The organism is candidate division WOR-3 bacterium, assembly GCA_029858255.1.
In the GTDB taxonomy this organism is placed as follows: Bacteria; Hydrothermota; Tepidihabitantia; order SM23-42; family SM23-42; genus SM23-42.
Genome location: JAOUFJ010000017.1, coordinates 20962 through 36935, shown reverse-complemented (window position 1 = coordinate 36935; position 15974 = coordinate 20962). Strand labels below are relative to the sequence as shown.

Sequence of the window (15974 nt, the reverse complement as noted above, 5' to 3'; positions counted from 1 at the left end):
TTTATTTTTCTTTTCTTCCTTCACCGGCGGCTGCCCGCTTGTTAGCCTGTTCATAATCGACACGTGGATGAAAAACGCCCGTAAGGATCGGTATGAAAGCGGTCTTGATTTGTTCAAGATCACTACGGTTAATTGGGCAGTCGTCCAACTGCCCATCGTTGAACTTCTTGTCTATATTCTCCTTTACGATCTTCTGAATCTTGGCAACCGTTATATTATGCTCGCCTCGTGCTGCAGCTTCAACACTGTCCGCGAGCATGACCAATGCTGTCTCCTTGGTCTTTGGCCGAGGACCTGGATAGCGATAGGAATCCTGTGCAGTATCCTTTGACTCGGCGAGAGCCATCTTGTAGAACATTTCAATCATTGTAGTACCATGATGCTGTTCGATCACTTCGATCAGTTTCTTGGGCAGCTTCATCTTGCGCGCGGCCTCGATACCGTCCTTAACATGAGAAATTATCACCAGGGCACTCATTTGCGGTTTCAGCGTATCATGGGGATTACGTATCCCAATCTGATTTTCAATGAAATACTCCGGTTTTCTCAATTTCCCGATGTCATGATAATAAGCACCAACCCTGGCGAGAATAGGATCGCCACCAATGAACCGGGCTCCTGCCTCGGCGAGGTTACCGACAACGATTGAATGATGATATGTCCCAGGCGCTTCAATCGCCATTTCCTTGAAGATGGGTAAATTGAGATTTCCCAGTTCAAGTAGCGTGAGATCCGTCGTGAAATCGAATAATCTCTCAAATAGAGGCAAAAACAGCACAAAACTCAAATTTACGAGGATACTATTGAGAATACCCGATCCAAGATGTATCAAGTTTATGCCACCGTCGGACAGATAGATGTCGATGAAAAGAATCGCACTCACATTGGCCACTGCCAGATATATCAAAGGCCGATAGAATGCTAGTCTCGAATCTATTGTCTGGCTCGAAAAGGAGGCCACAAGGCCACTCACAAAAAGGAATGTGAAAATTCCCACAGAATTGAGAACAACACCGAATATCGTAGCGAATATTGCAGAAAACAATATCGCCACCTGAAAATTGAAATACAAAGCGAACATAAAAATAAAGAATGCGACAGGAGTCAAATATATCAGATCGGTGGCGTATGTGAACCTGGCGATCATCAGATAGGCGGCAGACAGCAGACAGATAAAATAGAGATTCTTCAACTCGAGCAGTTTGGCCTTTGTCGTTTGGTCGAATTTGAAAATCAGAAAGAGCAGCGCTAAATAAAGTACATTACGGAACAGGATAGTCTTGATTATCTCCCAGGTTCCTATTGATGTGTATGTGCTCTCCAAGGCGAGAATTTTTTCCATGGTTTCACTGTCAACGCGTCTGTGTTTCTCGGCTACAATTTCGCCTCTCAGTATTTTTCCTTTTGTCTTGGGGATATTGGCGAATACTTCGTCAATTCGTTCATCCGTTCTATCTGAGTTGAACGTAATATTAGGAGTAACAAAGAACGATGCGAGACTGCGGTATTCGGATGGTTGGTTTAGTGAGACCACACTGACTGCTTCTTCCAATGTAAAAAGGCGATCCATGGATTCCAGGGTCTCTTCGCTACCGCTCACTATCGCTATGATCCGGTTGGCGGAAGTCTTCTGATTCACTATCCCATTGGCATATAGTTCAGAAAGCCCCTTACGCAGGCGCTCAAGAGTGGTTCTGGGACTTCTCATCAAATATCTGATGGCACCGCTGCTCAACGCATACTGCTTCTGAATGAGAGATATCATCGAATCTCTATTTAGGTTCAATGCACGCACTGAATCTATCAACACAGCTAATCGAGTAATATCCGCAGATATACCACTGAATACCGTATTATCCAGTTCGAAGACCGGCGGTATTCTTCGCGCAATCTCTTCGCGTTCTTCCTGTAACCCTTGTTCAGTCTTTGGTATGTAGAAATCATACGGCGCGATAATGTCATAAGGAGCAATCTCACCAGTGGTTATATCATATTTCTGCGGTACGGCAGGTGGCGGAAAGATAACATTCAGCAGAAGTATCGTCCCTATGAATAAGAGTAGTTTAGGTTGAACTTTTGATATCATAAGCCTTGATTATCTTTTGCACAAGGTGATGCCTGACGACATCTTTTTCGTTCAGATATATGAATTCAATACCATCAATGTTCTTAAGCAAGTGCTGTATTTCGATCAAGCCAGAGAAAACGTTAGGCGGGAGGTCAATCTGGGTAATATCCCCCGTTACCACGACCTTGGAGCGCCAACCCATCCGTGTCAGAAACATCTTCATCTGCATACCGGTGGTGTTCTGTGCCTCATCCAGTATGATGAACGAATCATTAAGAGTTCGACCCCTCATGTAAGCGAGAGGCGCAATTTCTATGGTCTTTATATCCAGATATCTTCTAATCCGGTCGTACGGGAGAAAATCGTTGAGTGCATCATACAACGGGCGCAAGTAAGGATCGACTTTTTCTTCAATAGCTCCAGGTAAGAAACCCAGGGATTCACCCGCCTCAACTGCCGGCCGCGTCAACACCAGACGTTCTACTTTCTTTTCAATGAGAAATGATACGGCTTTGGCTACTGCAAGATATGTCTTGCCAGTACCAGCCGGTCCAATGCTTACGACAATATCATGATTATCAATGGTCTCCATATAGACAGACTGACCAGGCGATTTTGCCTTGATGAGTCTTTTCGGCGTGGGAATAGAATTCCCCTGCCCTCCCTCATGCTTATTGGTAGCCTCAGAGGTCTGTTCCACCCCTCCTGTCATATTCTTCAGACGATCACTAATCATCTTCTGCGCTGCTTTAACATTCTTCTCATTACCTTTGAGATAGATGTAATTGTCACGCATCGACACGGCAATACCGTAGCGCGCGTGTATATCTTTCAGAAAGTCGTCTTGGAATCCCGATATTGTTGTTGGATCACATCCTGAAATTGGTATTGATACTTTCACTTGAATGGGAGGGGCGAGTGTTCAACCCCTCCCTTGTATATTAATCATGAGGTATCACAAATTCCTGATTCGGATAAATGAAATCAGGATCTTTGATCTTATCTTTGTTTGCCTCGTAGATTTCGGGCCATCTTTTTGCATCAGAGTATATCGACAGATATGATGCAATCAGCCACAGGCAATCCCCGGATCCAACGGTATATTGATCCAGGGTTGGGATGAGTAGTACCCAGCCCGGGTATATAAGATTGGGATCAGTGATCTTGTCTGTGTTCGCTTCATGTATCCAAGGCCATTTTGAACCATCGCGATACACTTTGCTCATACTTGCGATCTTCGAGAGCCAATCTCCCTCTATCACGGTATACCTGCCCCACTGGCAGCGTTTCCATGTTTCCCGCAACTCTGCCACCTGCTCACTCAAACCTGAGTACATCATCTCCATTTTGGAGACAGACGTCCTCAATTCAGCAACCTCAGGCTCCAGTGCGGCGATATCTGCATTCACCTGGTCGAGTTCGGCCATGACGCTTGAGAGCTCAGCCTGTGCTTCCTCTTCAGTCATTTTGTCTTGGGCAAAAGCCATAACAGGAACCACGAAGCATAGAACAAGTGCGATTGATAGTATCTTTTTCATTTTGTCCTCCTCACTTCGCGCAACGGGCATCGATCTTCGCCTGCAATTCGTCGATTTCAGCCTGCAGTCCCGCTATGTCCGCTTCGAGTTCTGTACGCCTTGCCATCAGTTCGTCTTTTTCAGCCTGTAGACCAGCCAGTTTCGATTGTGCAGATTCGAGGGCAGCTCGGGCTTCAGCCAAAGCATCGAGCGTTTCCTGCTTCGCCATCTTAGGACCGCAACCGATAATCAAGACGGCCAGGAACAATAACGCAAGTGTCTTTTTCATAATACCTCCTCCCTGCATTCTTGTCATATATCAAACTATATTCATATTTGATAGTATGTCAATAGCCAAAAAATACCCAAGCAGAGGGCAATGCAATCGTGAATGAATGTGTTAATTTGCAGGTTTTTCAACACTTTTCATGCCACACCTGTTGACTTTTGCCAATATATGGCTATCATTTGGCATGGGAATTCATGCCATAATAGTAGCTGCCGGTGCCGGAAGAAGATTCGGTGACAAGAAACAGTTCTTCCTTGTCCGCGGCCGTCCCCTCTTCTTCTACGCGGCGTCTGTTTTTCAGAAGCATGACAAAGTCGACACAATCACCATCGTTGTGCCAAAAGCGAAGATAAGAAGCACGAAGAGAACAATCAGGGATGCCGGCCTGAACAAGATAAGCAGCGTCGTGGCCGGCGGCAAGCGGAGGCAAGATTCCGTTGTCAACGGGTTACGTACCCTGAGAAGCAAATCGGGCATCGTCATCATCCACGACGCGGTCAGACCGCTAGTCACACAATCAATGATAACAAAGGGCATTGCGATGTGCCGCAAACACAAAGCGGTCATTCTTGCAGTCAGAGTGAGCGATACGGTCAAGAGAGTTGTCAAACGTCGCGTTCAGGACACGATCCCACGTGAAGACCTTTTTCTTGTGCAAACGCCACAATTCTACGACTTGCAGACCATTAGAAAAGCCATGAAACAAGCCGATTTCCGCATCGAATATACTGATGAATCGGCAATCCTCGAATCACTGGGCAAATCGGTCTACGTATGCCAGGGCCACCCAGGCAACATCAAGGTCACGGACCGCAAAGACCTGGGAATAGTTGAGAGAAGCCTACCGTGAAGAAAGTAATAATCCTTGGTTCAACAGGGTCGATCGGTCGGAACACAGTACGGGTAATAAATAACCTCGGGAAATACAAAGTTGTCGGACTTGCTGCATACGGCAATTACCGGTTACTATCTGAGCAGGCATCGCTACTAAAACCGCAAATCATCACACTCATAAAAGATAAGCAACAGAAACACCTCAGGAAGAAACTCGGCCGTGTCAAACTGCTTGTTGGCGAAAACGGTATTGCAGAAATGATCGACACCCTCGATGCAGACAAGATTATCTGTGCACTAGCAAGTTCTATCGGTATCAGAGGCATCATGCGTGCGATCGAAAAGAAAATGGAGTTGTGCCTGGCAACAAAGGAAATACTCGTGAATTATGGAAATCTTGTCATGCAGAAAGCAAGGAAAGCGCGTGTAAAGATCATCCCCATCGACAGCGAACACTCGGCAATCTACCAGTGCCTCGAAGGTAGGAAAAAAGCGGATGTCATGAGTATTATCCTCACCGCATCGGGTGGTCCGTTCCTCAAGAGATCGTTGCGTAATGTGACCAAAAAGGACGTGCTGAATCATCCGGTTTGGAAAATGGGCAGAAAAATCACGGTTGATTCCGCAACAATGATGAACAAGGGACTTGAGGTTATCGAAGCTTACCATCTATTCAATTTCCCTGCGCACATGATAAAGGTCGTGATACATCCCGAAGCACTATGCCATTCGCTCGTTCAATTCAAAGACGGGACGTTACTGGCCCAACTATCAACTCCAGACATGCGTTTGCCTATACAATACGCGCTCACTGCGCCGGACCGATTGCCGTCCCCGACAACTTATCTCGATATCACGCAAAATAGGTCACTCACCTTTACTTCGCCAGATTTCAAAAAATTCCCTTGTCTGCGGTTAGCATATCAGGCGCTCGAAGTAGGCAAGACCATGCCAGCTGTACTCAATTCAGCCAATGAAGAGGCAGTTAAACTGTTCCTTGATGATAAAATCAAATTCAACCAAATACCGTCGATTATTGCGGAAGTTGTTGAACAGCATCAACCCCGTCAAGGTAACCTCGAGCATTACTTGCAGGCTACAGCGTGGGCGAAAGAGAGGGTCAAAAGCATAGCATGCTAGTTACGCTGCTCGCCTTTCTCTTCATCCTGGCATTTTCAATAACAATACATGAATTCGGACACTTCTTGATGGCTAAATTCTTCAAGATACCCGTTGAGAAATTCTCTATCGGCTACGGTCCTCCACTTATCCGCAAGAAAATCGGCGAAACCGATTTTCGTATCGCCTATTTCCCTTTGGGTGGTTATGTGAAGATCGCCGGTGAAGATGAGGGTGAAATTTCCCAGAAGACACTGAAAGACACTGAACACACAGAAAAAACACACACTGAAGTTAAGGATAAGGTTGCGGGTTTTTATGATGCACCAATATATCAACGTGTGCTCATAGTGCTGAGCGGACCGCTCTTCAATATTTTTTCATCATTCTTCGTATTCGCGGCAATAATCGGTATATACGGCATGTTGATAAATCCCTATATGAAAGTCGTAGTTGAACCCGGCACTGTTGCCGAGAACGCTGGTCTGCTGACGAACGATTCCATAGTCGCTGTATCCGGTATGCGCGTTCGTGATTGGGATGAAGCATCAGAAATACTTATTGAGCTTGAAGGTGAAGATGTGTCAATCGGTCTGATGCGCGACGGAACGTATTTGGAGAAGAATATAGTAATAAGATTAGACTCATTGGGCATCACGCCGCTCGTTCCACCTCTGCTGGGGTCTCTCAAACTTGACGGTCCGGCCCAAAAGGCAGGCATGAAGGAAGGCGTTCGCATCATTCAGATCGATAACCAAGACATAAGCTCGTGGAATCAAATGATAGAAATAGTTCGGCCTTCGAAGAATGTTCCGCTGTACTTTGTCTGGGAAGAAGATGGTGTTATCAAAGATGCACAGATCACACCGGTACCATTTTACGATCCCATTAGCGCCGACACGATAGGACAGATAGGTGCGATAATGCCGTTAGAGCGCAAGCACGTACCCTTAATAGACGTTGTGTCGCTCTCAGTGCAGAGAAGCATTGAGGTTCTGTGGTTGACCCTCAAGACACTATATCAACTGATCATCGGACGCATTTCTCGGCGTTCCATAGGTGGACCTATCGCGATCGCGCAGTTGAGTGGTGAGTCGGCGCGCTGGGGTTTTGAGAATTTACTGGGACTATTAGCGATCATATCGATCAATCTGGGGTTGATAAACCTCTTTCCGATTCCTGCGCTCGATGGTGGGCATGTTATGATATCCATTATCGAGGCACTAAGAAACAGGAGATTCTCCCACCGGACGCGCCTGATTATCCAGCAGGTAGGTTACGCAATCATCCTGCTCCTTATCATTTTCGTCACATTCAACGACATAACCAGGTGATTTACATCATCAAATCGGTAGATTTATGAAGATTCTCTTCTATAATCCCGCACCGAGTCAACGTCGCTACACGCCTTTTGAGGCACTAAGAGGAAGTCCCTTCTTCAGAAGACCAAATTATGACGCAATGCGCCTTGCACATCTTGCCAGGAGCCATGATTTCATATATGTAGACGAGCATATTGAGACCCTGCCTGACATATCGCCTGATATCGTTGTAATCCACGTACCGCTGAATCTCGGTCGTCACGTGGAAAACCTGACCGTCTCCAAATGGGGCAGTGAAACACCTACAGTGTGCTACGGTTCATATCCAACTCTCTTTCCATCCGGAACCATGGGATATTGCACATCGACCGTTATCGGTGATATCTGTGCCGTATGGAATAATATAATCACCGATTTCAGAAAGAAAAACCTCAAGGACATCTACACGTCGGACAAGATCCGGCACTTTGACGTCGACAGGGGATTTGAAATGAAATTCGGTTTTAATCCCTTCTTCTCACAGATAAGAACATCTTTCGGCTGTCACTGCGTGGAGGCACACAAAGACTACTGTTACGAGAATGTTCTTTACAAAAGTGCAGACCGATGGAATATCAACAGGGCAACCGAGGCAATTGCCCAAACGAAACGCAAAGCAGTATTTGTTCTGGATGATGATTTCCTCTATGATATCAGCTATAGTATGAGGCTTCTGGAAAAATGCTGGCGCTACAAAAAAATGTGGATATTTCAAACCACGAGCGATATTTTCAAAAGGCCGGAGTTATTTCATCAATTGCGTGACGACGGCGTGCGCATTATCTATCTGAAAGAAGACTGGCTGGGGCGTGATCTGATCGACAACATTGATAATGAATCATATCTAAAAGAAAAAGAGTATCAAATAGGAATGATCCATAACTGCCGTATAACAGCAGGATGCAAGATCAGATTAGGGTACGAGGGAGAAGACAGCCAGTTCTACCAGCGTCTATTGAAATTCCTTACAAGACTAAGAGTCGACATAATCGAACTCGCTGTACAGACCCCGTTACCCGACACAAAGACATATAAAGAATACCTGGCAAAAGGTCAGATCGTGCAAGACTACTCGCTCTATGATCAATGGATGCCGGTAGTGAATACTCCCGGGATGGCACCTCAAGCGCTCTATTCAACAATGGAGTGGCTGCGGGATCGCTTTTACTCGTGGGATTCAATAATGCTACGCAACATTATTGTGTCACCGCGGCTCGGTTTTTATAACACGATATTCTTTTATCTGATCCCGAATCTTTCGTACCGCAGCAATTTTCTCGAAAAGGTTGGATACCCGCCATAACATCAACAGGCATTTCAACATTACTTTAGTCCAAGATATTTGTGGATCTGCGGGATTATCCTGACGTCATCGAGCACCTGTAAGGCTGTTTTCTGTATATCGAGCAGACCATCTATGCGATCGCCAAAGACAGGTTGAATGACGAGTGGTATAGTCTTCCGCACGCGAGCAACGATCTCACAAACCGTCATGATTTCATGCATCTGGATATCGTTCGTTATCACGATTTTCACAAAAACACTCTTGTTCGCGGCAGATACCAAGGAACGTTCATGCTCCGCCCATAATGCAGATTGTCCAGTGGCGCTGGGTATCTTGAAATCGAGAGCAACGGAGTCAAAATAATCGACTAATCCCTCAAGATTCTCAGGCAGCGATCCGTTGGTTTCCAGGTACAATGACTTCTTTAACTCGCTAAGATGAATACAGATTTCGCGCAGGAACTCCCTCTGCAGCAACGGTTCGCCACCCGTGATCGCCACGAATCTGTCTTCGATCTTATCGACAACAAAATCAGGGGTCACAGGATTTTCGAAAACAGTACCCTTGTACAATAATTCTCCGTTCTTAGCCCTTGCTTCGCGGGTGTCACAGTAAGCGCATGAAAGATTGCATCCGTATAACCTCACGAATGTCATCCTCTGCCCTACCTGCACACCCTCGCCCTGCAGCGATGAGAAAATTTCTCTGACAAAACCCTTCATTGGGAAAATAACTATCTGCTATTGTTCGACAAGATCATTGGATGACTACTCTCACTCCACCCACTTAACCTTGCACCGTGACTTGTATATCCTATCTACTTCCTCAACGTACTCTTGCATGACTGCACCGGCAAAGGTCAGAGGGTCAACTTCATAATCGGCCAGGCCCTTTGTTTTCACCGGGGTGTTCTGTGAAGATATATTGATACCCATGTGTATGAGGGTAGAAAGAGGTGTCACCGTGGTAACCGACACAGATAGTTTTGAGTCATCATCGTATAGATCGGTATGAACTCGTCTTACGGCCAGGTCACCGAGTTGTCGGTTCAAGGAATCCTTGACGATATTTACAAGCATTAACTGCCTGAGCACACTCTTCTCAAGATCTGTATCGTGATGTTCAACAATGAAGTGGAGCATATTATCCGAGTATATCCTGTTGCCGGCCTTGAGGTCTTCAATATCGACCATGGCAGTCCTCTTTACATCGCAGGGACCGCAGAAAGCAACTATTGAGTCACCGATGACACCAAAGACTGAATAGGCAAAATTGCTCCTGAGCTGCTCACCCGTGTAGGTGATTCTTTCCTTCACGACATGATGCTTCATTCTTCGATCAATTTATCAAGATGTTCCTGCGCGGATTTGTTATCGGGCGACAGCTTGAGAACTAGTCTGAATGCATCACGTGCATCACTTATTTCATTCAGTGCCTCATATGCAATACCCAGGTTATAGTAGAGTTTGGGATCGGTCTTCTGAATCTTCTCGGCCTTGCGCAGAACCTTTATCGCTTCGTCATAACGTTGGCTCAAGATGTAGAATCCCCCCAGCTCGATCAGATCACTGTAGTCGTCGTTCATAGTTTCCTGATCTTGTCTATGTCTTCATTACGCCCGAGCAAGATATAGACATCGCCAGGTATGATTTCATCAGCTCCACCAGGGCCGACAATGAATTCCTCTTTGAAATCGGTTGAACCGTCCGGCTTGGAGTATGGAATTTTTCTCTTGATCGCGACAACACTCACCTTGTACTTATCACGCAGCTTGAGCTCGGAAAGAGTCTTGTTGGCAAATTTTTTCGGCGCAACCATCTCAACTATGCCATAAGTCTCCGAAACCTCAATGAAATCGAAGATCTTGGGACTGGCAAGACTCTGAGCCAGACGGTCGGCCATCTCTCGCTCCGGAATGGTTATCCGGTCAGCGCCCACCTTTCTGAGAATCTTTGAGTGCAGGTCGCTTTTTGCCTTGACAATGACCTGTCTCACCCCGAGTTCCTTCAATGTCAATGTGATCATGATGCTGTCTTCAACTGTATCACCCATACTTACTATTGCCGTATCAAAATCCTGCACACCCAACTCGCGCAGGGATTTTTCATCCGTGGCATCAAGAACAACTGCCTGCGATACTACACCTTCCATCGCCTTCACTTGCGCTTCGTCCTTGTCTATTGCCAGAACTTCAAAATTCTTCTCGCTCAAAGCGCGAGCAATGCTTGAGCCGAAACGGCCCAGGCCAATAACCACGAATTGTCTCATTCATCCTCCTCTTGTCTTACCTCCACGGATTTTTTTCTGCAGGTGTGCGATCAGTCCTCCATCACTGAGTATTCCCATGACAAAATCGGGCAGTCTCGACGATTGAACCGTTTTCCCTGTCTTACAATTCCTGACGAGGCCTTTCTCAAGATCGACCTCTATTTCATCACCGTGCTCCACCATGCGCGCCGCCCCGGGTGCGACAATCACCGGCAGACCAAGGTTGATGGCATTGCGAAAGAAAATCCGCGCAAAAGAATCAGCAACAACGGCACTTATGCCGAAAAATTTCAGGCACGTTGCTGCCTGCTCACGCGACGACCCGCAACCGAAGTTCTTGCCGGCAACGATTATTTCTCCTGGTTTGGCTGTTTTCAGGAAATCAGGATACACCGTTTCAAAACAATGCTTTGCCATTTCCTGTCGGTCGGTTGTAATCGACAGGTATGTCCCGGGATAGATGACGTCGGTATTGATGTCATCGCCAAACTTATAGACCTTGCCCCTGATCATCTTCATACAACTTTCTGGGCCTTGCGAGAGGCCTCTGGTGCAGTTATGACGCCGGTCAGCGCCGATGACGCCACGGTGGCTGGCGATGCCAGGTAGATGAATGATTCAGAACTTCCCATTCTGCCTTTGAAATTACGGTTTGTCGTTGATATACATACTTCACCTGGAGCCATCAATCCCTGGTGGGCACCAAGACAAGGGCCGCAGCCCGGGTTTAGCACTACCCCTCCTGCCTTGACGAAAATCTCAAGGTAACCTTTTCGCATTGCATCGAGATAAACTCGCCGAGAAGCAGGGATAACCAGAAGACGGACGTCCGGTGAGACCTTTTTACCAGCAAGAATCTCACTAGCAGCTGCCAGGTCTTCAAGGCGGCCATTGGTGCACGAGCCGATCAGTGCCTGATCGATCCTGGTGCCGGCAACTTCAGATACCGGCTTTACGTTATCCACGGTGTGCGGACACGCAATCATGCTCGTCAAAGAAGAGACATCGATGTTCATCTCCTCAACATATTCGGCATCAGAGTCCGGCAAAAGTGGTTCGAATTTTTGCTCGGTATGATCCCTAACATAGTCAATTGTTTTCGTATCGGGAGCAACAAATGCTACTTTGGCGCCCATCTCCATCGAGAGGTTTGTCAAAACCATTCTTGATGCAAGACTCATGTCACTGATTGTCGCTCCGGAAAATTCAACCGCGCGATAATCAGCGCCAGATGCACTTATCTTACCGATGATATTGAGTATAAGATCCTTCGCCGACACGTACTTCTGGAATTTACCGGTGACATTTATCATCATCGTCTCCGGAACCATGAACCAAAGCTCGCCGGTCGCCCACACCCCCGCCATCTCGGTGGCTCCAATGCCGGTCGCAAAAGTTCCGTACGCTCCATGGGTTGTCGTGTGAGAATCAGTACCAACCATGACATCACCTGGGCGGCTATGCCCGTGCTCGGGCAGTATCTGATGGCAGATGCCTTCTTTCAGATCATAAAAATACTTTATATGCTGTTTGGTCACGAACTGTCTTATCCGCTGGTGTGTCGCTGCGGTCTTTTCACTTTCAGCAGGAACGCGATGGTCGAATAGGATCACCATGCGATCTGGATTCCATACCTTTTCAACACCGATTTCTCTGAAAGCCCGCAATACGACATCGGCGTTTTCATGAGACATTGCCACATCTATCTTCGCAGTAACTACTTCCCGCGGCTTCACTGATTTTCTGCCCGCAGCTCGGGCAAGAATCTTCTCAGCAAGTGTCATGCCACGCACCCTGTATCTCTATTCTTCAGAGGATCTCTCCCACGGTCCGTCATATTCGGTCTCCTGTGTGCACATTCGCCTCATCGGCTTCTCCGATGTCATTTCTTCATAAACATGTGCGATCATGCCTGCAACCCTGCCAATGAGAAAAAATGCCTTTCCAAGCCGCCAGTCAAAACCCATGTCAGAGATGATTGCTGCGATCGCACCGTCGACATTTATTGGCAGCGCCTTCTTGCATGCGAATTCCTGCTCGATTGCCAGAGATAGCTTCACGTGCTCACGCTCAAAACCCAGATCCTTGGCAAGCAAGAACAAACGCCGTGTCCGGGGGTCCTGACTGTGAATACGGTGACCGAAACCAGGCATTCGTTTCTGCGTATCACTTAGATGCTTCAACAACTCGCGGGCGGTCGTCCCGTCGGACCAACCGTTCTCTTTACCTTTCTTAACCCATTCCTGCAGAATACGGGCTCCCTCCTCAATTGCGCCACCATGCACATCACCCACAGCAAGCACTCCGGCCGCTACTGCAGTCGGCAGTGGAACACCGGCAGAGGCAACCAATCTCGCTGCATGCGTCGTGGGAGGTGTTACGCCATGATCGACCGAAGAGGTGATGAGAGCGTCGATCATAGATGCCTCATTCTTGTCCGGCATTTTGCCGGTTAAAAGAAGAAAAAAAACAGAGGCGAAGGGAACGCTACCGATCAGATCCTCCTGCCGATAACCTCGGGTTACAATATGATTAGGTTCAATCTTCGAAATACCAGTCTTCCACATACCTCCTCCTCATCAACCACAATGATTGTCTAACCTCACTGTGCTTCGTGGCCGAGTGCCTTTTTCACTAACATGGGTATCTCGCTGAGAGTTTCTGCAATGAGCGCTCCGTTTTCATCCAATGCCCTGATCTTACTGGCTGCCGTACCCATGTTTCCTTCGATTATGGCACCTGCATGACCCAGTCTTTTTCCCTGGGGCGCCGCTTTACCAGTGATGTAGGCCACTACGGGTTTCGACATTTCCTTGATGTATGGAGCGGCCAGTTCTTCATACACGCCGCCTATCTCACCTGCCATTACCACGGCATCGGTCTCATCATCCTCTTCAAACAGCCTCAGTACGTCCTCGAAATTCGTACCCAATATTGGATCCCCGCCCAATCCCACGGACGTGGATTCACCGAGCCTGGCAAGGTTGAGCGAATTGGCAATATAATAAGTTACGGCGCCGCTGCGTGCGACCGTTCCGATACGACCGGATTGAAAAGCGATTTTTGGCAACATGCCGATCAGGGCTCTGCCCGGTGAAATGATCCCGGGGGTATTGCCGCCTATGATCATCGCGTTATTCTCTTTTGCCACCCGCCGTGCATACAGCATATCATGAACCGGTATTCTCTCGGTGATCACAACAATACGCTTGATACCAGCTTCGACCGCTTCAAGGATCGCATCTTTGGCAAAACGGGGAGGTACCCAGATACTCGAAACTGTCACATTGGGATGTTCAACCAAACAATCCCTGACCGTATCATAGACAGGAACACCTTCGACTTCCTGACCAATTTTGCCCGGCGTGACACCACCTACTATCCTCGTCCCATACTCCCGCATGAATTTTGTATGCAGCGCAGCATTGGTCCCGGTGATCCCCTGCACAATTGTCTCTGTATTCCTGTCGATTATTATCGACATCTATTTCTCCGCCTTGGCAGCACGTATCGTTTCCTTAATCACCTCTTCGATAGGCATATCATACGCATAGACCGTTATTTTCTGAAAGAGTTCAGGATGTTCACTCTTCGCCTGTTCGATTATTTTCCTCCCCTGTTCTTCCATATTGCCGGCCATTCTCATCACCATTGGTTTCACCGGTTTTTTCTCGATCACATACTGAACAACGGCTTTCGCCCAATCATCACAACGCGATATGCCGCCAAATCTTGCACCAAAAATAGCCTTCACCCGCGGATTATCGAGCAATAGTCCGAGCATAGCGCGTAATTTCTCCTGGGTCGGCGCTCCGCCAGAATCCATGAAATTCGCCGGCTTTCCGCCGTAATGCTGTATCAAATCAATTGCCGCAATACCGAAACCCGCGCCACCGGGGAAAACTCCGATATCACCATCGAGATCTACATAAGGAATCCCAGCCTTTTTCGCGATCCGCTCACGCTCACTCAATTCGCCAACTTCATGCCGGGCTGTGATGCCCATTTCCTTCAAATCAGGATGGCGGAACATTGCATCCTCATCCAGATCGACCTTTGCATCGAGCGCAAACAGCCTGTCACCCTCCGTCACAACGAGGGGATTGATCTCGGCGACTTTACAGTCGTAACCGAGAAAGAGGCGGTAAAGCCCCAGGATCACCCCTGCGCCAGCATTTAGCAATGCACCGTTCAATCCCAATCCGCTGGCGATCGTTCGAGCCATAAAAGCATGCATATCCGCACCGGTGTTCAAGTAGAACTTTAATAATTCTTCCGGTTTAGAGCGGGCCACTTCTTCGATATCAATGCCGCCATGCCGGCTGGTCATTACCAGGAACCGATGCTGGAGGCGGTCAACTATGACCGAAAGATATAGTTCCCGCTTGATCTTTATTCTCTGCTCAACCAGAACACGCTCAATACTGTGGCCGCCATGCATTTTACCCAATATCGAAGAAATCCTTTCCCGGGCCTCATCACGGTTAGAGGCAAACTGAACAAAGCCGGATTTAGCGCGGGCGCCCACAAAGGCCTGGGCCTTTATCACTACAGGATATGTTACCTTGTCCAATTGCTGATAGCTGTTCGAATCGATCACGACACCGGGAGGAACTGGCAAACCATACCGCGCAAAGATCCTTTTTCCTTCATATTCGTAGAGTCTCATAGGTGTCCTATTATATTTACTCCGGGTGTCAATGCAAGAGCTAGGCGCTAAGTCGTCTTCGCAATATCGAAATCAATAAAATCACAATGGTGGATTATGATCGCTTCCGGCGACCGGGTTACGCTTTCGCCTTCTTTTGAATGTGCAGCGACTATATGGGCAACTTCGACCGGCAAGCCTGCCTCGAGGACAAGACCATAGCCTGAGACCGGATGACGGACCAGTTTTCCGTACCCGCTCTTTGTAATGGTTGTGCCTTGCCGCTCATATTCGAGCAGTTTACCCACATCATGCACAAGGGCACCTGCAATCAAAACATCCATATCGAGGTCTTTCCTTGTCTGCCCTATCGCCATTGCCATGTCAGTAACGGTCCTGGTATGCTCTATCAAACTGGCTTCCACCTTAGCCAGAAGCGTGAAAGGAACGTCATCTATTTTGTCCCATTTTCCCTTTTCGATCGCAAGTAGCCACGCTTTGACGACACCATCCCGCAATTCCTTATTCTCTATTTTGTCTATTTGTGGAAAAATGTCTTCGATATATTTTCGATCCATATACCAC

At 47.5% G+C, this 15974-nt stretch carries 18 protein-coding genes; 4 read left to right on the top strand and 14 right to left on the bottom strand.

The annotated features are described in order from the left end of the window. Position 1 precedes the first annotated feature (1 nt). The 4 genes from OEV79_08190 to OEV79_08175 are packed head-to-tail and all read right to left on the bottom strand — an operon-like array spanning position 2 to position 3874. Positions 2-2086, bottom strand: coding sequence for an HDIG domain-containing protein (locus OEV79_08190; protein ID MDH4211414.1), 2085 nt, complete (start codon positions 2084-2086; stop codon positions 2-4). After that, complete coding sequence (locus OEV79_08185; GenBank protein ID MDH4211413.1) at positions 2064-2969, bottom strand: PhoH family protein; 906 nt, start codon at positions 2967-2969, stop codon at positions 2064-2066. Before OEV79_08185 ends, OEV79_08190 begins: the two co-directional genes overlap by 23 nt. 40 nt (positions 2970-3009) lie before the next feature. Then, positions 3010-3606 carry a LysM peptidoglycan-binding domain-containing protein gene (locus OEV79_08180; GenBank protein ID MDH4211412.1) on the bottom strand — a complete coding sequence of 199 codons (597 nt, stop codon included), beginning with the start codon at positions 3604-3606 and terminating at the stop codon, positions 3010-3012. Positions 3607-3616: 10 nt separating this feature from the next. Beyond that, positions 3617-3874, bottom strand: coding sequence for a hypothetical protein (locus OEV79_08175; GenBank protein MDH4211411.1), 258 nt, complete (start codon positions 3872-3874; stop codon positions 3617-3619). Between the two features lie 184 nt (positions 3875-4058). Between OEV79_08175 and ispD the strand changes: the two genes are divergently transcribed. Genes ispD through OEV79_08155 form a run of 4 tightly spaced genes read left to right on the top strand, consistent with a single transcriptional unit; the run spans position 4059 to position 8491 of the window. Continuing rightward, positions 4059-4724 carry a 2-C-methyl-D-erythritol 4-phosphate cytidylyltransferase gene (gene ispD / locus OEV79_08170; GenBank protein ID MDH4211410.1) on the top strand — a complete coding sequence of 222 codons (666 nt, stop codon included), beginning with the start codon at positions 4059-4061 and terminating at the stop codon, positions 4722-4724. After that, positions 4721-5848: a 1-deoxy-D-xylulose-5-phosphate reductoisomerase gene (gene dxr / locus OEV79_08165; GenBank protein ID MDH4211409.1), complete on the top strand. Its 1128-nt coding sequence runs from the start codon at positions 4721-4723 to the stop codon at positions 5846-5848. The genes ispD and dxr overlap by 4 nt, the downstream gene beginning before the upstream one ends. Beyond that, positions 5812-7161: an RIP metalloprotease RseP gene (gene rseP / locus OEV79_08160; GenBank protein MDH4211408.1), complete on the top strand. Its 1350-nt coding sequence runs from the start codon at positions 5812-5814 to the stop codon at positions 7159-7161. Before dxr ends, rseP begins: the two co-directional genes overlap by 37 nt. Before the next feature lie 25 nt (positions 7162-7186). Then, positions 7187-8491 (top strand): hypothetical protein, encoded by a 1305-nt coding sequence (locus tag OEV79_08155; GenBank protein ID MDH4211407.1) that lies wholly within the window; start codon positions 7187-7189, stop codon positions 8489-8491. Between the two features lie 20 nt (positions 8492-8511). On the opposite strand, the gene OEV79_08150 is transcribed toward OEV79_08155, so the two are convergent. From OEV79_08150 to OEV79_08105, 10 genes are read right to left on the bottom strand one after another with little or no spacing between them, the layout of a single operon-like run. Further along, entirely contained in the window at positions 8512-9195 is a 684-nt protein-coding gene (locus OEV79_08150) for a 7-carboxy-7-deazaguanine synthase QueE (protein MDH4211406.1), read from the bottom strand. Positions 9196-9246: 51 nt separating this feature from the next. Next, on the bottom strand, positions 9247-9789 hold the full coding sequence (locus OEV79_08145) for a DUF366 family protein (protein ID MDH4211405.1): 543 nt from the start codon (positions 9787-9789) through the stop codon (positions 9247-9249). An 11-nt stretch (positions 9790-9800) separates the two neighbouring features. After that, a complete protein-coding gene (locus OEV79_08140; GenBank protein ID MDH4211404.1) occupies positions 9801-10058 on the bottom strand; it encodes a tetratricopeptide repeat protein in 258 nt (85 codons plus the stop codon). Further along, positions 10055-10741, bottom strand: coding sequence for a TrkA family potassium uptake protein (locus OEV79_08135; protein ID MDH4211403.1), 687 nt, complete (start codon positions 10739-10741; stop codon positions 10055-10057). Before OEV79_08135 ends, OEV79_08140 begins: the two co-directional genes overlap by 4 nt. Next, positions 10742-11260 (bottom strand): 3-isopropylmalate dehydratase small subunit, encoded by a 519-nt coding sequence (locus tag OEV79_08130; protein MDH4211402.1) that lies wholly within the window; start codon positions 11258-11260, stop codon positions 10742-10744. Continuing rightward, positions 11257-12525 (bottom strand): 3-isopropylmalate dehydratase large subunit, encoded by a 1269-nt coding sequence (locus tag OEV79_08125; protein ID MDH4211401.1) that lies wholly within the window; start codon positions 12523-12525, stop codon positions 11257-11259. Before OEV79_08125 ends, OEV79_08130 begins: the two co-directional genes overlap by 4 nt. Positions 12526-12543: 18 nt before the next feature. Continuing rightward, positions 12544-13308 (bottom strand): citryl-CoA lyase, encoded by a 765-nt coding sequence (locus OEV79_08120; GenBank protein ID MDH4211400.1) that lies wholly within the window; start codon positions 13306-13308, stop codon positions 12544-12546. 35 nt (positions 13309-13343) lie between these two features. Then, positions 13344-14225 (bottom strand): succinate--CoA ligase subunit alpha, encoded by an 882-nt coding sequence (gene sucD, locus OEV79_08115; protein ID MDH4211399.1) that lies wholly within the window; start codon positions 14223-14225, stop codon positions 13344-13346. After that, positions 14226-15410 (bottom strand): acetate--CoA ligase family protein, encoded by a 1185-nt coding sequence (locus tag OEV79_08110; GenBank protein ID MDH4211398.1) that lies wholly within the window; start codon positions 15408-15410, stop codon positions 14226-14228. Between the two features lie 47 nt (positions 15411-15457). Next, positions 15458-15967: an HD domain-containing protein gene (locus OEV79_08105; GenBank protein ID MDH4211397.1), complete on the bottom strand. Its 510-nt coding sequence runs from the start codon at positions 15965-15967 to the stop codon at positions 15458-15460. Positions 15968-15974: the final 7 nt, after the last annotated feature.